The 21,612-nt window shown below is 62.3% G+C and carries 18 protein-coding genes and 1 tRNA gene; 14 read left to right on the forward strand and 5 right to left on the reverse strand.

Annotation, left to right across the window (positions count from 1 at the left end):
* Positions 1 to 161 precede the first annotated feature (161 nt).
* The 3 genes from G3O01_RS32150 (at position 162) to G3O01_RS32160 (ending at position 2,839) form a co-directional block, all read left to right on the forward strand.
* Positions 162 to 1,226 (forward strand): glycosyltransferase family 4 protein, encoded by a 1,065-nt coding sequence (locus G3O01_RS32150; RefSeq protein ID WP_205811015.1) that lies wholly within the window; start codon positions 162 to 164, stop codon positions 1,224 to 1,226.
* Between the two features lie 240 nt (positions 1,227 to 1,466).
* Positions 1,467 to 2,324, forward strand: coding sequence for a hypothetical protein (locus G3O01_RS32155; protein WP_205811016.1), 858 nt, complete (start codon positions 1,467 to 1,469; stop codon positions 2,322 to 2,324).
* Positions 2,325 to 2,413: 89 nt separating this feature from the next.
* Entirely contained in the window at positions 2,414 to 2,839 is a 426-nt protein-coding gene (locus tag G3O01_RS32160) for a DUF2214 family protein (RefSeq protein WP_205811017.1), read from the forward strand.
* A gap of 89 nt (positions 2,840 to 2,928) precedes the next feature.
* Here G3O01_RS32160 and G3O01_RS32165 read toward each other — a convergent pair.
* The 4 genes from G3O01_RS32165 to G3O01_RS32180 form a co-directional block, all read right to left on the reverse strand.
* Positions 2,929 to 3,003: transfer RNA gene (locus G3O01_RS32165), tRNA-Val, on the reverse strand.
* A 49-nt stretch (positions 3,004 to 3,052) separates the two neighbouring features.
* Positions 3,053 to 3,802, reverse strand: coding sequence for a DNA polymerase III subunit epsilon (gene dnaQ / locus G3O01_RS32170; protein WP_205811018.1), 750 nt, complete (start codon positions 3,800 to 3,802; stop codon positions 3,053 to 3,055).
* 64 nt (positions 3,803 to 3,866) lie between these two features.
* Positions 3,867 to 4,313, reverse strand: a complete 447-nt coding sequence (gene rnhA / locus G3O01_RS32175; RefSeq protein WP_205811019.1) for a ribonuclease HI — start codon at positions 4,311 to 4,313, stop codon at positions 3,867 to 3,869.
* Positions 4,310 to 5,125 (reverse strand): class I SAM-dependent methyltransferase, encoded by an 816-nt coding sequence (locus tag G3O01_RS32180; RefSeq protein WP_205811020.1) that lies wholly within the window; start codon positions 5,123 to 5,125, stop codon positions 4,310 to 4,312. The genes rnhA and G3O01_RS32180 overlap by 4 nt, the downstream gene beginning before the upstream one ends.
* A gap of 19 nt (positions 5,126 to 5,144) precedes the next feature.
* On the opposite strand from G3O01_RS32180, the gene gloB reads away from it, so the two are divergent.
* The 7 genes from gloB to G3O01_RS32215 all read left to right on the forward strand — a co-directional run bounded on the left by gloB (position 5,145) and on the right by G3O01_RS32215 (position 15,383).
* Positions 5,145 to 5,936 carry a hydroxyacylglutathione hydrolase gene (gene gloB, locus G3O01_RS32185; protein ID WP_205811021.1) on the forward strand — a complete coding sequence of 264 codons (792 nt, stop codon included), beginning with the start codon at positions 5,145 to 5,147 and terminating at the stop codon, positions 5,934 to 5,936.
* A 155-nt stretch (positions 5,937 to 6,091) separates the two neighbouring features.
* Entirely contained in the window at positions 6,092 to 7,768 is a 1,677-nt protein-coding gene (locus G3O01_RS32190; protein WP_205811022.1) for a transglycosylase SLT domain-containing protein, read from the forward strand.
* Between the two features lie 221 nt (positions 7,769 to 7,989).
* Positions 7,990 to 9,234, forward strand: a complete 1,245-nt coding sequence (locus G3O01_RS32195; protein ID WP_205811023.1) for an MFS transporter — start codon at positions 7,990 to 7,992, stop codon at positions 9,232 to 9,234.
* A gap of 449 nt (positions 9,235 to 9,683) precedes the next feature.
* Positions 9,684 to 10,838 carry a glutamine-hydrolyzing carbamoyl-phosphate synthase small subunit gene (carA, locus tag G3O01_RS32200; RefSeq protein WP_205811024.1) on the forward strand — a complete coding sequence of 385 codons (1,155 nt, stop codon included), beginning with the start codon at positions 9,684 to 9,686 and terminating at the stop codon, positions 10,836 to 10,838.
* A 135-nt stretch (positions 10,839 to 10,973) separates the two neighbouring features.
* Positions 10,974 to 14,228, forward strand: coding sequence for a carbamoyl-phosphate synthase large subunit (carB, locus tag G3O01_RS32205; RefSeq protein ID WP_205811025.1), 3,255 nt, complete (start codon positions 10,974 to 10,976; stop codon positions 14,226 to 14,228).
* Positions 14,229 to 14,380: 152 nt separating this feature from the next.
* Positions 14,381 to 14,857 carry a transcription elongation factor GreA gene (greA, locus tag G3O01_RS32210; RefSeq protein ID WP_205811026.1) on the forward strand — a complete coding sequence of 159 codons (477 nt, stop codon included), beginning with the start codon at positions 14,381 to 14,383 and terminating at the stop codon, positions 14,855 to 14,857.
* Positions 14,858 to 14,876: 19 nt separating this feature from the next.
* On the forward strand, positions 14,877 to 15,383 hold the full coding sequence (locus tag G3O01_RS32215) for a DUF4149 domain-containing protein (RefSeq protein ID WP_205811087.1): 507 nt from the start codon (positions 14,877 to 14,879) through the stop codon (positions 15,381 to 15,383).
* A 157-nt stretch (positions 15,384 to 15,540) separates the two neighbouring features.
* Here G3O01_RS32215 and G3O01_RS32220 read toward each other — a convergent pair whose 3' ends face one another.
* Positions 15,541 to 16,080, reverse strand: coding sequence for a YhbY family RNA-binding protein (locus G3O01_RS32220; protein WP_205811027.1), 540 nt, complete (start codon positions 16,078 to 16,080; stop codon positions 15,541 to 15,543).
* 257 nt (positions 16,081 to 16,337) lie between these two features.
* Between G3O01_RS32220 and G3O01_RS32225 the strand changes: the two genes are divergently transcribed.
* From G3O01_RS32225 to glmM, 4 genes are all read left to right on the forward strand, one after another.
* A complete protein-coding gene (locus G3O01_RS32225) occupies positions 16,338 to 17,000 on the forward strand; it encodes an RlmE family RNA methyltransferase (protein WP_205811028.1) in 663 nt (220 codons plus the stop codon).
* Positions 17,001 to 17,184: 184 nt separating this feature from the next.
* Positions 17,185 to 19,074, forward strand: a complete 1,890-nt coding sequence (ftsH, locus tag G3O01_RS32230; RefSeq protein WP_205811029.1) for an ATP-dependent zinc metalloprotease FtsH — start codon at positions 17,185 to 17,187, stop codon at positions 19,072 to 19,074.
* Positions 19,075 to 19,208: 134 nt separating this feature from the next.
* Complete coding sequence (gene folP / locus G3O01_RS32235) at positions 19,209 to 20,093, forward strand: dihydropteroate synthase (protein WP_205811030.1); 885 nt, start codon at positions 19,209 to 19,211, stop codon at positions 20,091 to 20,093.
* A gap of 28 nt (positions 20,094 to 20,121) precedes the next feature.
* The gene (glmM, locus tag G3O01_RS32240) at positions 20,122 to 21,480 is read left to right on the forward strand and encodes a phosphoglucosamine mutase (RefSeq protein WP_205811031.1); all 1,359 of its coding nucleotides are present in this window, start codon (positions 20,122 to 20,124) and stop codon (positions 21,478 to 21,480) included.
* Positions 21,481 to 21,612 lie beyond the last annotated feature (132 nt).

Here is a 21,612-nt window from a genome sequence, read left to right on the forward strand (position 1 = left end):
GTCTTACCAAGCGATCCATCGCAGGAATTTCTCGAAAGAATCAGGCTCGTGTCTGGTGCAGCGTAGGGCTGCATGCCGAACCGGGCGCCCTGGCGAGCAAGCGAAGTCGCTTTTTCCAAACTGCAGTCTTTTTGCCTGATTTTTTACGAGGAGTTCTCCATATGCGAATCGCTCAAATCGCTCCCTTGCACGAGGCGGTTCCTCCCAAGCTCTATGGCGGCACGGAACGTGTCGTGTCGAACCTGACGGAAGCACTGGTCGAGCTGGGACATGACGTGACGCTTTTTGCGAGTGGCGATTCGCAAACCTCCGCGAAGCTCGAAGCTTTCTGGCCGCAGGCGCTGCGCCTCGACCCGACGATCCGCGACGTGATGGCGCCGCACATGCTGCTGCTCGAAGAAGTGCGCCGCCGCGCGGACGAGTTCGACGTGCTGCATTTCCACATCGACTACTACCCGTTCTCGTTGTTCGCGCGTCAGCCGGTGCCATTCCTGACGACCATGCACGGCCGTCTCGATCTGCCCGAACTGCAGCCCATTTTCAATGCGTTCAATGACGTGCCCGTCGTGTCGATCTCGGACAACCAGCGCCAGCCGCTGCCGCAGGCACACTGGCTGTCCACCGTGTATCACGGTCTGCCGGAAAACGTGCTCACGCCGATCCCGAACGTCGAGCCGGGCTACCTCGCATTCCTCGGCCGCGTCTCGCCGGAGAAGGGTCTCGACCGCGCGATCCGTATCGCCGGCCAGGCAGGCATGAAACTCAAGGTTGCGGCGAAGATCGACAAGGCCGATCGCGCTTACTACGAAGAAGTCATCAAGCCGCTGATGGCGCTGCCGCACGTCGAGTATATCGGCGAAATCGGTGAGGCCGAAAAGCGTGAGTTCCTCGGCAACGCGCATGCGCTGGTGTTCCCGATCGACTGGCCGGAGCCCTTCGGTCTGGTCATGATCGAGGCGATGGCTTGCGGCACGCCCGTGATCGCGTTCAAGCGCGGCTCGGTGCCGGAAGTGATCGAAAACGGCGTGTCGGGCTTCGTCGTCGAAGACGAAATCAGCGCGGTCGCTGCCCTCAAGCGTCTCGACCAGTTGCCGCGCGCGAAGGTGCGCAAGGCTTTCGAAGACCGTTTCTCGTCGAAGGTGATGGCGCAGAACTACGTCAAGACGTACGAAGAACTGCTGCACGCAAAGCGCCGCTCGGTGCTGCGCGAAGTCAACGCAGGCTGATTCAGGTTTAGAAGGGCGCGTTCTGGTTCTCGCGCGTCGCTTCTGATGCCTTAGCAACGCCCCGCATGTGTCGAACATGCGGGGCGTTGTTGCATTTGCGCTGCACGCCGGTGCAGGACGCGCGCCGAATCGCACGAAAAACAGGCGTTCGCGCTCCTGCAACCGTGAGACGAATCGGTAATATCCCTATAATGGCCGTGCCGCAAATCCGGCGCTGCCGGTCGATATGAGGAGATTGCTTTGGCGAGAACGAAACAGACGCGTGCGAGCGCGGCGCCCGGCGCCGGCACGATGTTCGCGCTGCGCGCCATCGGTCTCGTGATACTCGCGCGCTGGCTCTTCTCGATGGGCGAGATGGACCCGCTCACCGCCTTGCAGGCCATGGCCTCGTCGCCTTGGGCTTGCATCAATCTCGTCTTCCTGTTTCTGCTGATTTTCCTGCCGGGCGCAAAGGCGCGCGCCGAGCGGCCGTTCCATCCGCTGCCGCAATGGCTGCGTCAGGCGCTGCGGCTGTTCGCGTTCCTTGGTCTGCTGTTCGCCGTGTGGTCGGTCGGTGCGTTCGTCTGGGCGGCCGGCTGGCGGCGCGCATTCAACGCGGTCGCAGCGACCAATGGCTGGCTGATTGCCGCGCCGACGTTGTACGCCGTGGTTCTGTGGATTTGCCGGCCGCGGGCGCTTTGGCGCACGAATATCGCCGCACGCCGCTTCGCGATTGGCCGCTATGCCATTTCGATCGATGCCGTCACACGCACGGCCATCGTGTGGGCCGAGAGCCGCAAGCTGGGGCAGTACGACGCGCGAGAACTGTCGGTGCGCTGGCACGACGGGACACAGCGCACGGCCGGGTTGGCGCGCGCGGCGCACGCTGTCGATCTGTCGGGCGCGCAGGCCGCGACCGTGCCGCCCATTTCGAATGGGCACGCGACGCTCGAGCGTGCGGGTGTCGGCGGTCTTCTGCGTCGTCCAAAAGTTGAGCTGATGTGGGATTCGCCCGCTGCCGCCGGCCACAACCGTCAAACGGTGTTCAGGACGGCGCTCACCACAGAGGGCGACCGTGTCGCCGCGCGCGCACTCGACGCGAATCTGCGCCAGGCGTGAGTTTTTCCGCTGGGCGCCGTGTGTGCGCTCAGGCATTTCCGACGTTGTTGTGAAGTGCTAGCCGCTTTGCATCGATCGTGGAGGTGTCCATGCTGATCCGCTGGCTGCTCGCCGCTATTCATCTGCTCGGTTACGGCTTCGCGCTTGCCGCGATCATTGGGCGCACGCGTGGGCTGCGGCGCCTGACCGGGCCGGAAGGGTTGCAGCGCGTATTCATCGCGGACAATGCCTGGGGCGTCACGGCCGTTGTCCTGATCGTTACGGGGCTCGTGCGCGTTTTCGGTGGTTTCGAGAAGGGCGCTGAGTACTATCTGCACGAGCCGCTCTTTCACCTGAAGATGGCGGCACTCGTGCTGATCCTCGCGTTTGAAATCGCGCCGATGATGACGCTGATCCGCTGGCGCGTCGCGCTCAGTAATGGAGAGACGCCCGATCTTTCCCGTGCGCGTCGGGGATTGCGCGCGGTATCGGTGCGAGTGCGTAGGGCGTCGTGCTTTTGCTTTGGCCCGTGCTGACGGACCGCAGGAAAGAGGCAGAAAATGAAAAAGGCCCTCGGCTTTCGCCAGAGGGCCTTTGTTCTTCGGGTTCAACGTACCCATGAATCTGGTGGGTAGTACTGGGATCGAACCAGTGACCCCTGCCGTGTGAAGGCAGTGCTCTACCGCTGAGCTAACCACCCGAAGAGAGGCAGATTATGTCAGTCCTTTCGGACTTCGGCAAGTACTTTTTTAAGCAATTTGCACATCGGCTGTTGCGGATGCATTTTCCACAGCCGGTTGCGTGCGCCACACGCTCGTTCCCTTCACCGATTTGTCCAGTCCGTCGAGCAGTGCTTCGTGCGCGGCGAGTTCGTCCGGCGCAGCCGTCAGCACCACGAGTTCGAGCGTATCGAGTTTCACGCGCTTCCCGCCGCCGGCATCGCCCTCATCTGCATCGCCGATCATGTCGATCACGAGGCTTTCCTGGCCACGTGTCATCGCGAGGTAGACCTCGGCGAGCAGTTCCGAGTCGAGCAGTGCGCCGTGCAGCGTGCGGTGGGCGTTGCTAATGCCAAAGCGATCGCACAGCGCGTCGAGTGAATTGCGTTTGCCGGGGAACATCGACTTCGCGCGCACGAGCGTATCGATCACTTCGCCGCAGTGTTCGGAGAAAGGCGGCAGGCCGAGCAACGAGAACTCGGCATTGAGAAAGCCGATATCGAAGGGCGCGTTGTGGATGATCAGTTCCGCGTCCTGCACGAAGTCGCGCAATTCGTTGGCGATCTCAGCGAACTTCGGCTTGTCGCTCAGGAATTCCGTCGTCAAACCGTGGACGGCGAGTGCGCCCGGATCGCTATCGCGTTCCGGATTGACGTAGAAGTGCAGGTTGTTACCCGTCAGCCGGCGGTTCACCAGCTCGACACAGCCGATTTCGATGATGCGGTCGCCCGTTCTCGCGTTCAGTCCTGTCGTTTCCGTATCGAGGATGATTTGACGCATGTCGGTATTGCCTGTCTGTGTTGGTGCGTGAAAAGAATGGGGCGGTGAGGCGAAGTTATAAAACTCAAAGCTCGGCCAGCGATGCGACGCCGCGATTGGCAAGCGCATCCGCGCGTTCGTTCTCCGGATGGCCCGCATGGCCCTTGACCCAGCGCCACTCGAGCTCATGTTGCTGCGTGAGCGCGTCGAGCCGCTTCCAGAGATCCGCGTTCTTGACGGGCGCCTTGGCGGCCGTCACCCAGCCTTTTTTCTTCCAGCCGTGAATCCACTCGCTGATGCCTTTCTGCACGTATTGCGAGTCGGTGTGCACGACCGCCCTGCACGGGCGCTTCAATGCCTCGAGTGCGGCGATCACGGCCATCAGTTCCATGCGGTTGTTGGTCGTGTTCGCTTCGCCGCCGAACAATTCCTTTTCCTGCGTACCGTAGCGCAGCAGCGCGCCCCAGCCGCCGGGGCCGGGATTGCCCTTGCAGGCGCCGTCGGTGAAGATTTCGATCAGATCAGAACTCATTTTGTCTTGTTGCGGGTGTTGGGCGTGGCGGCGGGCGCGAGGCCGGCGGCCAGCACGGGCTTTTTGACTTTCAGCGGACCGACGAGACGCATGCCCCGCACGCGCTTGATCGCCGTGACCATGTAGACGGCACCGAAAATCGGCCACCAGCGGTCGCCGGCGGCTTCCATGAACTGATAGCGCGACAGCCATTTTTCGCCGACGAGGGGCGGACGATAGCAGCCGAAGCGCCCGCGTTCAAGGTCGAATCCGAGCAGCTTGATCCAGTCCTTCAGGCGCGTGAACGCGATCAGGTCGTGTGCCGCGGGCACGAACGGACGGTTTGCCACCTTGCCGAAAGATTGCCGGGCGCCCCACAGCGACAACGAATTGAAGCCGAGGATGATCAGCTGCCCTTCGGGCATCAGCACTCGCTCGGCTTCGCGCAGCAAGCGGTGCGGATCGCGCGTGAACTCCAGCGTGTGCGGCATCACGATCAGGTCGACGCTTTGCGCTTCGAACGGCAGGTCGAGCAGGTCGCACCAGACGGCGCTGCGTCCCGCTGGCGCGTGACGTTCGGGCATGCCGCCCGCGACGCCGCGTGGAAATGTGTACGGCGCGCTCGCGCCGCTCTCGGCGTCTAGCACGAGGCCACGGCAGGGCATGCGGTTTTCGCGCAGCGCGTCGAGTTGCGGCAGGCCCAGTTGCAGCGCGTGATAGCCGAATACGTCGGACACGACGCGGTCGAGCTGCGCCTGCTCCCACTCCAGCACATAGCGTCCGGGCGGGGAGGTAGTCCAGGCAGGCCAGTCTATAATCGATCGGTCAGACATGTTGAAGAATGCGTCGCCTATGAATTCGCTCGAGTACGTACCTGTCCCGGCATTTGATGACAATTACATCTGGGTCGTGTCCGACGGCCAGCATGCCGTCGTCGTCGATCCGGGCGACGCCGCCCCGGTAAAGGCTTATCTGTCAAAACGGGGATGGCGGCTGAGCGCTATTTTACTCACGCACCATCACGCCGACCACGTCGGCGGAGTGGCCGATCTGCTGGATGGCCAGGTTGTGCCCGTCTACGGGCCCGCCGGAGAAGCGATTGCGCACCTCACGCACCGCCTCAGGCAAGGCGATGAGGTTCACATCGCGGCACCCGCGCTCGATTTCACGATCCTCGACGTGCCCGGTCATACGAGTGGTCATATTGCGTATTTCCAGGCGGCCGATCCGCGCGGCACTCCACACGTCTTCTGTGGCGACACGCTGTTCGCTTGCGGCTGCGGCCGGCTGTTCGAAGGCACGCCCGCGCAGATGCTGAGGTCGCTCGATGCGCTCGCCGCGCTGCCGGGCGAAACGGAAGTGCATTGCGCGCACGAGTACACGCTGTCGAATATCCGCTTCGCGCTCGCGTGCGAACCGGGTAACCGGGAACTGCAGGCGTGGCGCGACGAAGCGTCCGATCTGCGCGCGCGGCATGTGCCCACGCTGCCCACCACGATCGCTCACGAGCGCGCCGTCAACCCGTTCCTGCGCGCAGGCGAACCGGCCGTTCAGGCAACGCTCGCCGAGCAGTTGCACGAATCAGTGCCGGATCGCTTGACCGCTTTCGCGTTGATGCGTGAATGGAAGAACAGGTTCCGCTGACCAGGCGAAACATGGGGGTATGCTCATCCCAATCGTAGAAACAAACGCCAAGCCTCAGATTTGGCTACGTTTTTCACATTTTTCTGATTGACGTAAGGGGCGCACTTTCGTACTATCGGCTGCAAATTCCAGCCCCTTTGGAAGCCGAGACGTTCATGAGATTCATCTTTTGCGCGTTGTTGGTCCTGACGCTCGCCGCTTGCGCGAGCCAGGGACCAGCAACGAATAGCCTTTCCAACGCTTCCAATCCTGCTAGCCAGCAAGCCGTAGCCGACGCCCTTCGCAAGACTGCCACCGCTAAAGAAACCATCAACGTTGACCAGGGTTCGGTCGACCAGTTGACCAGCGCAGACAGCGATCTCTGGGGCCGTATCCGCCGTGGTTTTCAGATGCCCGACCTGCAGAGCGACCTCGTCGACATGCAGGCGAACTGGTATGCCCAGCGCCCGGACTACGTCCAGCGCATGACCGAACGGTCGCAGAAGTACCTCTACCACATCGTCGAGGAACTCGAAGCGCGTCATATGCCGACGGAACTGGCGCTGCTGCCGTTCATCGAGTCCGCGTATAACCCGCAGGCTTTGTCTGTCGCGAAGGCGGCGGGCATGTGGCAGTTCGTGCCGGGCACAGGCCGCACGTACAACCTCAAGCAGAACATGTGGCAGGACGAGCGCCGCGACGTGCTCGCATCCACCAGTGCCGCGCTCGACTATCTGTCGCGTCTGCACGATATGTTCGGCGACTGGTATCTGGCGCTCGCCGCATACAACTGGGGCGAGGGCAACGTGCAGCGTGCGATCGCGCGCAACGAGGCGGCCGGGCTGCCGACGGACTATCAGAGTCTGCGCATGCCGATGGAAACGCGCAATTACGTGCCGAAGCTCCAGGCCGTCAAGAACATCGTGATGAATCCGCAGGTCTTCGGGCTCACGCTGCCGTCCATTCCGAACCACCCGTATTTCGTGACGGTCACCACGTCGCATGATATCGACGTCGACACGGCGGCGAAGCTCGCGAACATGACGCCTGACGAGTTCCGCTCGCTCAACCCGTCGTTCAAGAAGCCGGTGATTCTCGGCGCGACGCAGCCGCAGATCCTGCTGCCGTTCGACAACGCCAGTGCGTTCGAACGCAATCTGAAGTCGTACTCCGGTTCGCTGTCGTCATGGACGACCTACACGGTCACAGAACGCTCGCGCCCGGCGGCGATCGCCGAAAAGATCGGTGTCGATCCCGACACGCTGATGGCCGTCAACAAGATTCCGGCCGGCATGCGTCTGAAGCCGGGCTCGACGATCGTCGTGCCGCGCGCCGATGATGACGACGAAGATATCAGCGCCGACGTCGCCGAAAGCGCCGTGCTCGCGATGGAGCCGGACGTGCCCGACACACGCAAGATGCTGATCCGCGTTCGCCGCAAGCAGTCGATGGCAATGATCGCGGACCGCTACGACGTGTCGATTGGGCAGTTGAAGGCCTGGAACCGCACGAAGCGCGACATGGTGATGCCGGGTCAGGTGGTCGTGCTGCACGTGCCCGTCGGCAAGGCGATGCCGAGCGAGCCGGGCCCGCAAAAACTCGCGACGGTGCCCGTCGGCGGTGGCGTCGAGAAGGCGAGCGCGCAGGTCGCAGACACGCGTTCCGAATCGCGCTACGATAAGAAACGAGGCCGCGGCCACACTGGCGTGGTGAAGGTGTCGGATCCCGTCAGCAAACCCGCCGCCACGAAGGGCAAGGTGACGAAGGTTTCGACGGATGCGGCCAGCAAGGCGTCGAAGGCCGATTCTGGTAGCCGCCATAAAGTCTCGGCCAACGCGAAGAAGGGCAAGTAAACAACAGCGGCCTTCTCGAGGATGACCGAACATGCGCTGCGGGGGCAGCGCGTGAAGTGCGCTCCGATCTCTCCTCGTTTTCATTGACGCCGTCACCTGAGGTGACGGCGTTTTTCATTCTGCTGACGGTTCCCGCATCGCGTGCGCGGTCTTGCACCGCAATGGACGCGATTGGGCTATCGTTCACCCTCAGGCCCGCCCGGCCGTTTTCCCACCGTCTCATGTTCCCGACGCCGCTTCGTGTCTTCCTGCTGTTCTCCGCCGGTTACTTCGTCTCGTACGTGTTTCGTGGCGTGAATCTCGGTTTCGCGCCGCTGATCACGCATGAACTGGGGCTGACGGCCGCCGATCTCGGTCTGCTGACAAGCCTCTACTTTCTCGGCTTCGCGGGAGCGCAACTGCCTGCCGGCGTGCTGCTCGATCACTACGGCGCGCGCCGCGTGACGGCGGGCATGCTGCTATTCGCGGCTCTTGGCATTGGCGTGTTCGGCACGGCGCATGGCGTCGGCGCGATGATGGCGGGGCGGCTGCTGATCGGCGTCGGCGTATCGGTGTGCCTGGGCGGCGCGTTCAAGGCGCTCGCGCAGCATTTTCCGGCGGCGCGCCTGCCGCTGATCAACGGACTCGTGATGGCTGTCGGCGGGCTGGGTGGCGTCGTGGTCGGTTCGCCGTTGACCTGGATGCTGACCTTCGCCAGCTGGCGCACGATCTGCCTCGGGCTCGTGGTGCTCACTTTGTTCGTTGCCGCGATGCTGTGGGCGTTTGCTCCAGAAAAGAAAGAGACACACCATCAGGCCAGCCTCGTCAGCCAGTTCAAGGGGACGTGGCACATCCTGCGCAGCGCGGCGTTCTGGAAAATCGCGTCGTTCTCGGTGGTGACGCAAGGCGTGTTTTACGCGATGCAGTCGCTATGGGTCGGCGCGTGGCTGCGCGACGTATCAGGCTTCCAGTCGCACGAAGCAGCGGCGCTCGTCTCGGTGCTAGGGTTCGCGATGATGGCCGGCTGCGTCGGTTTCGGCGCGGCGGCACGCAGCATGGAGCGGCGCGGGTTGTCGTTGTATGCGTTTTGCGGCGTCGGCATGGTGCTGTTCGTCATCACGCAACTGCTGATCATGTTGCGGGCGCCGCTGCCCGCGGGACTGCTGTGGGCGGCTTACGGGATTTTTGGCGGCGTCGGCATCCTGAGCTACGCGGTGCTCGCGCGCCATTTTCCGCCGCATCTGATCGGCCGGGCAAATACCACGCTGACGCTGATCATTTTTCTGCTGATCTTCGGCTTCCAGATTGGCGTGGGTGCCGTGCTCTCACTCTGGACGCCCGTCGACGGACACTATCCGCCGGCCGCGCATCTGGCTGCGTGGAGCATTCTCGTCGCGCTGCAAGTCGCGAGCGCCGTGTGGTACGTCCTACCGAGCCGAGTACTGTCCAAAAGTCCGGCGCACGCTCACGCCGAGCATCAGCCGTAAGCCGCCGGGCGCATCCTGAAATTGGGTGAAATGGTCGTGGAGGCTCGTCGCGAGGCAGGCTGCGCGCACCCGGAGCGTCCGATCGCGCCCCGTTCGCCTCATGTACGCCCATCTCGCATTTGGAGAGAGGGGCCATTTCAGGCTATAATTTCAAGGTTTGAGCTTATCAACCCGCACCCTAGCGCCTACCTCTCCCACACCGTTCATCCGCCGCGTTTCGTTGTAGTCCCGGTTGTTTTTCATGCGTGAAATCTCCCGGCTACCGTCGCCCGGCCCGCAACCCGCCAGTTCGCCTACACGATGGGCCAACTGCCAGATCCGCGGCGCCAGATGCGACTTCCCGCTAACAGCGACAACGCGAGCGAGCCTGCGCGCGCATCATTGATGCGCCTGACGCGGCCCGCACGGATAGACAGGTCGGCAACAGGGTGTTCCCCAAGGAGTCTCCCGTGTTGCCGTCATTTTCTCCCGCTCTGCTCGCGCTCGCCGACGGCACGGTCTTTCGTGGTTACTCGATCGGCGCGCCCGGTCATACGATCGGTGAAGTCGTCTTCAATACGGCTATCACCGGCTATCAGGAAATCCTGACCGACCCCAGCTACGCGCGCCAGATCGTCACCCTGACGTATCCGCATATCGGCAACGTCGGCGTGAATGCCGAAGATGTCGAAGCCACGAAAGTCCATGCCGCCGGCCTGATCATCCGTGATCTGCCTGTTCTCGCGTCCAACTTCCGCATGGAGCGCACGCTCCCGGATTACCTGAAGGCGGAAGGCGTCGTCGCGATCGCCGGTATCGACACCCGTATGCTCACGCGCGTACTGCGCGACAAGGGCGCGCAAAACGGCGCGATTCTCGCAGGCTCGGATGACGAAGCGAAGGCAATCGAGCTGGCGCGTTCGTTCCCCGGTCTCGCGGGCATGGACCTCGCGAAGGTCGTGTCGACGCAAAAGCCGTACGAATGGAAGCAGACCGAATGGCGTCTGGGCAGCGGTTACGGCATGCAGAACACGCCGCGCTACCGCGTGGTCGCATTCGACTTCGGCGTGAAGTACAACATTCTGCGCATGCTGGCCGAGCGCGGCTGTCAGGTGACGGTGCTGCCGGCGCAAGCCACGGCCGCTGACGCGCTCGCGCTCAACCCGGATGGCGTGTTCCTGTCGAACGGCCCGGGCGACCCGGAACCGTGCGATTACGCGATCGCGGCGACGCGTGAATTCATCGAGCGCGGCATTCCGACGTTCGGCATCTGTCTCGGCCATCAGATCATGGGTCTCGCCGTCGGCGCGAAGACGATGAAGATGAAAACGGGCCACCACGGTGCGAACCATCCGGTGAAGGACCTCGACGACGGCCGCGTCGTCATCACGTCGCAGAACCACGGCTTCGCAGTCGACGCTGACACGCTGCCCGCGAACGCGAAGGTCACGCACGTGTCGCTGTTCGACGGCACGCTGCAGGGCTTCGCGCTGACGGACAAGCCGGCATTCTGCTTCCAGGGTCACCCGGAAGCGTCGCCCGGTCCGCACGACATCGCTTATCTGTTCGACCGTTTCACCGCGTTGATGGATACGGCGAAGGGCAACAAGTCGGCAGCGGCATAAGCAGACGCTCGTAAAGCAGCGACGGAAAAGGCGCGCCCCGCGACGCCGTTCGATCACGGTCCAAACGGACGGGTTGAACGGCACACCGCCAGCGCGCCAACAGTAAGAACTCAGGAATACATTAGCGAGAGCGTTATGCCCAAGCGGACAGACATCAAGAGCATTCTCATTATCGGCGCGGGTCCGATCATCATCGGCCAGGCGTGCGAGTTCGATTACTCGGGCGCGCAGGCGTGCAAGGCGCTGCGTGAGGAAGGCTACAAGGTCATTCTCGTCAACAGCAATCCCGCGACGATCATGACCGACCCGAACACGGCCGACGTCACCTACATCGAGCCGATCACGTGGGAAGTGGTCGAACGCATCATCGCGAAGGAGCGCCCGGACGCGATCCTGCCGACCATGGGCGGCCAGACCGCGCTGAACTGCGCACTCGATCTGCATCACCACGGCGTGCTGGAAAAGTACAAGGTCGAACTGATCGGCGCATCGCCGGAAGCGATCGACAAAGCCGAAGACCGTCAGAAGTTCAAGGACGCGATGACGAAGATCGGCCTTGGCTCGGCGAAGTCGGGCATTGCGCATTCGATGGAAGAAGCGATGGCCGTGCACGCGGAAATCGCGGCCTTCACGGGCGGCAGCGGCTACCCGATCGTGATCCGTCCGTCGTTCACGCTCGGCGGTTCGGGCGGCGGCATTGCGTATAACCGCGAAGAATTCGAAGAGATCTGCAAGCGCGGTCTCGATCTGTCGCCGACGCGCGAACTGCTGATCGAAGAATCGCTGCTCGGCTGGAAAGAGTACGAGATGGAAGTGGTCCGCGATAAAAAGGACAACTGCATCATCGTGTGCTCGATCGAAAACCTCGACCCGATGGGCATTCACACGGGCGACTCGATCACCGTCGCGCCTGCACAGACGCTCACGGACAAGGAATATCAGATCCTGCGTAACGCATCGCTGGCCGTGCTGCGCGAGATCGGTGTGGACACGGGCGGCTCGAACGTCCAGTTCTCGATCAATCCCGTCGACGGCCGGATGATCGTGATCGAAATGAACCCGCGTGTGTCGCGCTCGTCGGCACTGGCTTCGAAGGCAACCGGCTTCCCGATCGCCAAGGTCGCGGCGAAGCTCGCCGTCGGCTACACGCTGGACGAACTGAAGAACGAAATCACGGGCGGTCAGACGCCGGCTTCGTTCGAACCGACCATCGACTACGTCGTCACGAAGATTCCGCGTTTCGCATTCGAGAAGTTCCGCGAAGCCGATCCGCGTCTGACCACGCAGATGAAGTCGGTCGGTGAAGTGATGGCAATCGGCCGTACGTTCCAGGAATCGTTCCAGAAGGCGCTGCGCGGTCTGGAAGTCGGCGTCGACGGTCTGGATGAAAAAACCACGAGCCGCGACGAAGTGATCCGCGAGATCGGCGAAGCCGGCCCGGACCGTATCTGGTACGTCGGCGATGCATTCCGTCTGGGTCTGACGCAGCAGGAAATCTTCGAAGAAACGGCAATCGACCCGTGGTTCCTCGCGCAGATCGAAGAGATCATCCGCAAGGAAAAGGCGCTGGAAGGCCGCACGCTCGCGAGTCTGACGAAGGAAGAAATCAAGTATCTGAAGCAGAGCGGTTTCTCGGATCGTCGTTTGGGCAAGCTGCTCGGCGTGACGGGGCCGGACGTGCGCAAGCGCCGTATCGAACTGAACGTGCGCCCGGTGTACAAGCGCGTCGATACCTGCGCCGCCGAATTCGCGACCAAGACGGCTTACATGTACTCGACCTACGAGGAAGAGTGCGAAGCCAACCCGACGACCAACAAGAAGATCATGGTGCTGGGCGGCGGCCCGAACCGGATCGGCCAGGGCATCGAGTTCGACTACTGCTGCGTGCACGCCGCGCTCGCGATGCGCGAAGACGGCTACGAAACGATCATGGTCAACTGCAACCCTGAAACCGTTTCGACCGACTACGACACGTCGGACCGTCTGTACTTCGAGCCGCTGACGCTCGAAGACGTGCTCGAAATCGTCGACAAGGAAAAGCCGCTCGGCGTGATCGTCCAGTACGGCGGCCAGACGCCGCTGAAGCTCGCGCTCGATCTCGAAGCGAACGGTGTGCCTATCGTCGGCACGTCGCCGGACATGATCGACGCGGCGGAAGACCGCGAGCGTTTCCAGAAGCTGCTGCAAGACCTCGGTCTGCGCCAGCCGCCGAACCGCACCGCACGCGCCGAAGACGAAGCGCTGAAGCTCGCTGACGAAATCGGCTATCCGCTCGTCGTGCGTCCGTCGTACGTGCTGGGCGGCCGCGCAATGGAAATCGTCCACGAGCCGCGCGACCTCGAGCGCTATATGCGCGAGGCCGTGAAGGTGTCGAACGATTCGCCGGTGCTACTCGACCGCTTCCTGAACGATGCGATCGAATGCGATGTGGATTGCATCTCGGACGGCGACACGGTGTTCATCGGCGGCGTGATGGAGCACATCGAACAGGCAGGCGTCCACTCGGGCGACTCGGCCTGCTCGCTGCCGCCGTACTCGCTGTCGCAGGAAACCGTTGCTGAACTCAAGCGTCAGACGGGCGCGATGGCGAAGGCGCTGAATGTGGTCGGCCTGATGAACGTGCAGTTTGCGATCCAGCAGGTGCCGCAAGCCGACGGATCGAAGCAGGACATCATCTACGTGCTCGAAGTGAACCCGCGCGCATCGCGTACGGTGCCGTACGTGTCGAAGGCAACCAGCCTGCCGCTCGCGAAAATCGCGGCGCGCGCGATGGTCGGCCAGAAGCTCGCACAGCAGGGCGTGACGAAGGAAGTGATTCCGCCGTATTTCAGCGTGAAGGAAGCGGTGTTCCCGTTCGTCAAGTTCCCGGCTGTCGACCCGGTGCTCGGACCTGAAATGCGTTCGACGGGCGAAGTGATGGGTGTGGGCCAGACGTTCGGCGAGGCGCTCTTCAAGTCGCAGCTGGCAGCGGGTTCGCGTCTGCCGGAATCGGGCACGGTGCTGCTGACGGTGATGGACGCCGACAAGCCGAAGGCTGTCGAAGTCGCGCGTATGCTGCATGAGTTGGGTTACCCGCTCGTGGCGACGAAGGGCACGGCGGCGGCGATCGAAGCAGCCGGCGTTCCGGTGAAGGTCGTGAACAAGGTGAAGGACGGCCGTCCGCACATCGTCGACATGATCAAGAACGGCGAGATCGCACTCGTCTTCACGACGGTCGATGAAACGCGTGCCGCCATCGCCGATTCGCGTTCGATCCGCATGAGCGCGCAGGCGCAGAAGGTCACGTACTACACGACGATGTCGGGCGCGCGTGCTGCTGTTGAAGGGTTGCGTTATCTGAAGGACCTGGAAGTCTATGATTTACAAGGACTCCATGCTCGCCTAAACTAAGGCTTCAGATTTCTGTCAAAGACGTAAGTGCCGCGGTTAAGCGGCGTCCCTAAGGTGTCAGATCGGGCTTCACGCCACGCTTCCGAACCTGTACGGGATGCACTTAACCGCGGTGATTTTTTTTGTGGCTGTCTTTTGCCAAAGAGTTGTTTATGAGCACTATTCCATTGACGAAGCGCGGCGCAGATCAGTTGCGCGACGAATTGCAGCGTTTGAAATCGGTTGAACGTCCTGCCGTCATCAACTCCATCTCGGAAGCGCGCGCGCAGGGCGACCTGTCGGAAAACGCCGAGTACGACGCTGCGAAAGAGAAGCAGGGCTTTATCGAAGGCCGTATCGCCGAGATCGAATCGAAGCTGGCGGCTGCGCAGATCATCGATCCGTCCGCGCTCGACGCCGAAGGCCGCGTCGTGTTCGCCGCGACGGTCGACCTGGAAGATCTCGATTCGGGTGATTCGGTTACCTATCAAATCGTCGGCGACGACGAAGCCGATCTCGAGCACGGTCTGATTTCCGTCAGCTCGCCGATCGCGCGTGCGCTGATCGGTAAGTCGGAAGGCGACGTTGCGGCCGTGCAGGCACCAAGCGGCGTGCGCGAGTACGAAATCATCGCGGTTCGCTACATCTGAGGCGGCTGCCGTGTCTTCGATGCCGCATCGTCTGTTCCGCCTGCTCACGGTCGTGTGGGTCGGCAGCCTGCTGACCATCGGCTACGCTGTCGCGCCCGTGTTGTTCACCTCGCTTGACCGGATGACGGCCGGCGCCGTCGCGGCGCAGCTGTTTCGCATCGAAGGCGTGATTGGTGTTGTATGCGGCGTGATGTTGCTGGCGCTGTGCAACGTGATGATCCGGCGCGGCGGTGACGCGTACCGGCGTCTGCGCTGGCTGGTCGCCGGCATGCTGGTGTGCGTGCTGGTCGGCTATTTCGCGTTGCAGCCGTTCATGAATGCGTTGCGCATCGCGGCACAGGAAGCGGGCACGGATGTCGGGCATTCCGTGTATGCGAGCCGCTTCGGCATGCTGCACGGCGTGTCGAGCGTGTTCTATCTGATCGAGAGCCTGTTGGGCATCGTTCTCGCGTGGAAATTGCCGGCGGGAACGGGTGTTGCCGTGGAGTCCGGTGCGGCGCGTGTCGCAGGGCGGACGGCGGGGTAGAGCGTCGAGCGGGATGGTGTCCTGTCAACGGGTTTCGCCCACTGATCTTCCGGGACGCGGTGAATCGCCGCATAAAGCGGCGTGCAGCGATTTCTCCTGAGTCGCCCCGGCTCAACAGCCAGCCATATGGCAAACCGGCGTTTCGCGCCGGTTCCGGTTACTTCGACGTCTGGTGCATGCGCTTCGCGCTGGTCTGGCGCTTCTTCGCCCGCTTGATGTTGCCGCCCGCGGTGACGCGCTCATTGCCGCGAACCACCATCTTCTGCGCTTTGGGCTTGCGCATCGGATTTTCCGACGGCTTGACGACCTTCACGACGCGCGGTGCGCGTCCTTTGTTCGATGGCTCGTCGCCCATCGCTTCGCGCGCGCTCGGCAGCGTGCCTCGCTTCGTCTTTGCAGCGGGAGCGCGTTCGGTGGCCACCTTTTCGGGCTTCCAGATCACTAGCAGCTTGCCGATATGCTGGATCGGCGCCGCGTTCAGGCGATCGCAGATGTCGTCGTAGATGGCAATGCGCTCTTCGCGCTCGTCGCCGAACACGCGGATCTTGATCAGCTGGTGCGCTTTCAGGTGGACCTTGATTTCGGTCAGCACGGCGTCGGTCAGCCCTTCGGCGCCGACGATCACGACCGGCTTGAGCGCGTGAGCCTGGGAGCGCAAATCGGCGCGTTGTTCGGAAGAAACTTTGAGGGCTGGCATGAGAAGTGAAAGACTCGACTAAAATGGCGGCGCCCGCGAGCAGAAGAGATCTGTCGATCCGGCGAAACAGCAGGCGGCGCGCGAGAAAATAGAAAACTGCGATGAATACGGCGCCAGGCACGGCGCGACAGGCGACGGCGGCGCGGACTGCAAGCAGAACCACGAGCGCGGAAGACGGCCTTTGGCTGCAGCCGCGCGAATTAAACGCGTATTATCCGCTAAAAGCGCGGCATTACGTAGCAAGAGTTCAACGTTTAATGGCAAAAAACAAGTTCAACACGTCGTGGCTGCACGACCACATCAACGATCCGTACGTGAAAATGGCGCAGCGGGAGGGCTATCGCGCCCGCGCAGCCTACAAGCTCAAGGAAATCGACGAACAGGACAAGCTGATCCGTCCCGGTCAGGTGATCGTCGATCTGGGTGCGGCGCCTGGCAGCTGGAGCCAGTACGCCCGTAACAGGCTCGCGCAAGGCAAGAACCGCGACTCGCAGCGCGAGGGCGGGATCGACGGCGCAGTGATTGCGCTCGATCTGTTGCCAATGGAGCCAATCGCCGACGTTCACTTCATCCAGGGCGACTTCCGTGATGACAGCGTGCTCGAACAACTCGAAGAAGTTGTCGGAGAACGCGATGTCGACCTTGTAATTTCCGATATGGCGCCCAACCTGTCGGGCGTGGCGGTGGCAGATGCCGCGCGGATCGAGCATGTATGCGATCTGGCGCTGGAATTTGCGCAAAACCACCTGAAACCCGATGGTGCCCTTTTAGTCAAATGTTTTCACGGCAGCGGTTATAGCCAGATTGTCGAAAAGTTCAAGCATCAGTTCAAAACGGTGGCTGCGCGCAAGCCGAAGGCGTCCCGGGACAAGTCGTCCGAGACGTTCATCCTCGGCAAGCACCTGAAGCGGCCCCGTTGAACAGGGTGCAGTAATTTGAGCCCGCGTCTCCGGGGAGCCGGAAAATAAGAGCGCTGAGGTTGCGCGGTACGCTATTTATGCGGTAGTGAATGCTTATGGCAGGGGTCTTCGGACTGGATTAGAATGCCTGAGTGGTGCCGCAAGGCAAATGTAGGCGCTTGTCTATGAGTGAAGGAGTGGTGCTTTGAACAACAACATGTTTTCGAAAGCAGCAGTGTGGCTGGTGATCGCACTGGTGCTGTTTACGGTGTTCAAGCAGTTCGACAAGCCCCGTGTCCAGGAAGGCGTTTCGTATTCGCAGTTCATGGACGACGCGAAAAGCGGCAAGGTCAAGAGCGTGATCGTTCAGGGGCGCAACCTCACGGTGACGCCGGCCGACGGTCAGAAGTATCAGATCGTGTCGCCGGGCGACATCTGGATGGTCGGCGACCTGATGAAGTATGGCGTGCAGGTCAGCGGCAAGGCTGATGACGAGCCGAATGCGCTGGTGTCCGCGCTGTATTACCTCGGGCCAACCATCCTGATCATCGGATTCTGGTTCTACATGATGAGACAGATGCAGGGAGGCGGGAAAGGCGGTGCTTTCTCGTTCGGTAAATCCCGTGCGCGTCTGATCGATGAGAACAATAACGCCATCAATTTCTCGGATGTCGCTGGCTGCGACGAGGCGAAGGAAGAAGTGTCCGAACTGGTCGACTTCCTGCGCGATCCGCAGAAGTTCCAGAAGCTGGGTGGTCGCATCCCGCGCGGCGTGCTGCTGGTCGGCCCACCGGGAACCGGTAAGACGCTGCTGGCACGCGCTATCGCTGGTGAAGCCAAGGTGCCGTTCTTCAGCATCTCGGGTTCGGACTTCGTCGAAATGTTCGTCGGTGTTGGTGCGGCACGTGTGCGCGACATGTTCGAGCAAGCCAAGAAGCATGCGCCGTGCATCGTGTTCATCGACGAAATCGATGCGGTCGGTCGTCATCGTGGCGCCGGCATGGGCGGCGGCAACGACGAGCGCGAACAGACGCTGAACCAGATGCTCGTCGAAATGGACGGTTTCGAGGCGAACTCGGGCGTGATCGTGATCGCTGCGACGAACCGTTCGGACGTGCTGGACAAGGCGCTGCTGCGTCCGGGCCGTTTCGACCGTCAGGTGTATGTCGGTCTGCCGGATATCCGTGGCCGCGAGCACATCATGAAGGTGCACCTGCGCAAGGTGCCGATCGCGAACGACGTCGACGCGGCAGTCATTGCGCGTGGCACGCCGGGCTTCTCGGGTGCCGATCTCGCGAACCTCGTGAACGAAGCGGCGCTGTTCGCTGCGCGTCGCGGCAAGCGCATCGTCGAAATGCAGGACTTCGAGGACGCGAAGGACAAGATCTTCATGGGTCCGGAGCGCAAGTCGGCCGTGATCCGCGAAGACGCGAAGCGCGCGACGGCTTACCACGAGTCGGGCCACGCAGTGATCGCGAAGCTGTTGCCGAAGGCTGACCCGGTGCACAAGGTCACGATCATCCCGCGCGGTCGTGCGCTGGGCGTGACGTGGCAGTTGCCGGAGCACGACAACGAAACGTACTCGAAGGATTATCTGCTGGACCGTCTGGCCATTCTGTTCGGCGGCCGTGTCGCGGAAGAGTTGTTCCTGAACCTGATCAGCACGGGTGCATCGGACGACTTCAATAAGGCGACGTCTACCGCGCGTGCAATGGTCGCGCGTTTCGGTATGACGGATGCGCTGGGACCGATGGTCTACGTCGACGACGAGAACGATCAAGGGCCGTTTGGTCGAGGTTTCACGCGCACGATCTCGGAAGCGACGCAGCAGAAGGTCGATGCCGAAATCCGCCGCGTGCTGGACGAGCAATACAGTCTCGCAAGACGTCTGCTCGACGAGAACCGCGACAAGGTCGAGGCCATGACGGCCGCGCTGATGGAGTGGGAAACGATCGACGCCGATCAGATCAACGACATCATGGCTGGTCGCCCGCCGCGCTCGCCGAAGAGTTCGCCTTCGCCGGGCGATGCATCGGGCGGCAGCAGCCCGGGCACGGAAGTCAAGCCGGGCAGCGCGACGGCTCCGGCAACCTGATAATCGGTTAACGGTGTTTTACGGGCCGGTGTGTTTTCACACCGGCCCGTTTTCATTTCTAATGCTGCTCTGATCGCGATACAGTCATATCGCGGCCGTTCCTAATCACAACGTCTCGTAGCAAGTCTCCTCTCGTGTCAAACGCCGATTCCCCGCTTTATCCCATTCCCGAACCGATGCAATGCGGCCGGTTCACGTTTTCGTTCGAACGCCCGTTGGTGATGGGCATCCTGAACGTCACGCCTGACTCCTTTTCCGATGGCGGTCTGTATGGCGAGTCCAGCAAGGCGCGTCAGCAGGCGGAGCGCATGTTGGCCGATGGCGCCGACATCATCGATATCGGCGGTGAGTCGACGCGGCCCGGTGCGCCGCCCGTGCCGCTCGAAGATGAGCTGGATCGCGTGATTCCGCTCGTGAAGGAACTGGTCGCTGCGGGCATTCCCGTGTCCGTCGACACGTATAAACCTGAAGTTATGCGCCATGCGCTGGCGGCCGGCGCTGATCTGATTAATGATATCTGGGGGTTCCGGATGCCCGGCGCGATCGACGCCGTCAAGGACAGCCAGTGCGGTCTGTGCGTTATGCATATGCTCGGCGAACCGCAGACGATGCAGGTCGGCGAACCGGCCTACGAAGACGTCGTTGCCGAAGTCCGAGCCTTTCTTGATGAACGTGTCAACACGATGATGAATGCCGGTGTTGCAAAAAATCGCATCAGCGTCGATCCGGGCTTCGGCTTTGGTAAGACCGTCGAGCATAATTACGCGCTGCTCGCGCACTTGCCTCAGACTGCGCCGATTGTCGGCTCGCCGCTGCCCGTTCTGGCCGGCATGTCGCGCAAGTCGATGCTGGGCGCGCTGGTGAACCGGCCTCCGCGGGAACGCGTGGCAGCGAGTGTCGCTGCCGCCGTGTGCGCGGCGGAGCGGGGCGCGGCGATCATCCGCGTACACGATGTCGAGCAGACGGTGGATGCACTAAAAGTATGGGCGGCGACGCGCGACGCAGCGCGGCGCGCCTGATCTCCACGCTTGGGAGGAAAATTCCAATATGGCACGTCGATATTTCGGAACGGATGGGATTCGGGGCAAGGTCGGTGAAGGTCCGATCACGCCGGACTTTGTACTGCGGCTCGGCTATGCAGCCGGCAAGGTGCTCGCGGGCGCCGACACGTGGGCGAAGACGGGCAGCCGGCCGACGGTGCTGATCGGCAAGGACACGCGCGTGTCGGGCTACATGCTCGAAGCCGCGCTGGAGTCGGGCTTTTCGGCGGCGGGCGTCGACGTGATGCTGGCCGGCCCGATGCCGACGCCGGGCGTCGCGTATCTCACGCGCGCACTGCGTCTTGCGGCGGGCGTCGTGATCAGCGCGTCGCACAACCCGTACTACGACAACGGCATCAAATTTTTCTCGGCCGACGGCAACAAGCTGCCGGACGAAGTCGAATCACAGATTGAAGAGCAACTGGAAAAGCCGCTCGACTGCGCGCCGTCAGAGCGCCTCGGCAAGGCGCGGCGCCTCGACGACGCGGCCGGCCGCTATATCGAGTTTTGCAAGAGCACGTTCCCGCAGACATTCGATCTGCGTGGCATGAAACTGGTGGTCGACTGCGCGCACGGTGCCGCGTATGACGTTGCGCCGCACGTGTTCCACGAACTCGGCGCGGACGTGATCACGATCGGTGTGTCGCCTAACGGCTTCAACATCAACGATGCCGTCGGTGCAACGGCGCCCGACGCGCTGGTGCGCGCGGTGCGTGCGAACAAGGCGGATTTGGGCATCGCGCTCGACGGTGACGCCGACCGCCTGCAGGTGGTCGACGCGAACGGGCGGCTCTACAACGGCGACGAGTTGCTGTACGTGCTGGTGCAGGATCGGATCGCGACGCAAGGCAAGGTCGAAGGCGCCGTCGGCACGCTGATGACGAACATGGCCGTCGAAGTTGCGCTGAAGAAGATGGGCGTGAAGTTCGTGCGCGCCGCGGTCGGCGACCGCTACGTGCTCGAGCAGCTGCGCGAGCACGGCTGGGAACTCGGCGCGGAAGGCTCGGGCCACATTCTGTCGCTGGATCGGCATTCGACGGGTGACGGCATCGTTTCCGCGCTGCTGGTGCTGGCGGCCATCAAACGCAGCGGGCGATCGCTCGAACAACTGCTGGAAGGCGTCAGCCTGTTCCCGCAGAAGCTGATCAACGTTCGCATGCAGCCGGGCGCGGACTGGAAGGGCAGCGATGCCATCCGTCGTGCGATCAGCGAGGCGGAAGGCGCTCTCGACGGAAGCGGACGTGTGTTGATCCGCGCATCGGGCACCGAGCCCGTCCTGCGCGTGATGGTCGAAGCAGCGCGCGAAAAGGACGCGTTGCATCACGCCGAGACGATCGCGGCTGTCGTGAAGCAGGCAACAACCTGATCCGCAGCTGGTGAATTCGACAGAAGGGCGGCGGCATGCCGCCCTTTTTTACTTCCGGCCTACCTCTGACAGCTGCGTCGCAACGCCGCAGCATCCGTAGTTGTACTGCAAAGCCCGCAAACGTTGGCTTCC

The sequence above is a fragment of the Burkholderia sp. Ac-20365 genome (assembly GCF_017104715.1).
Classification (GTDB): Bacteria; Pseudomonadota; Gammaproteobacteria; order Burkholderiales; family Burkholderiaceae; genus Paraburkholderia.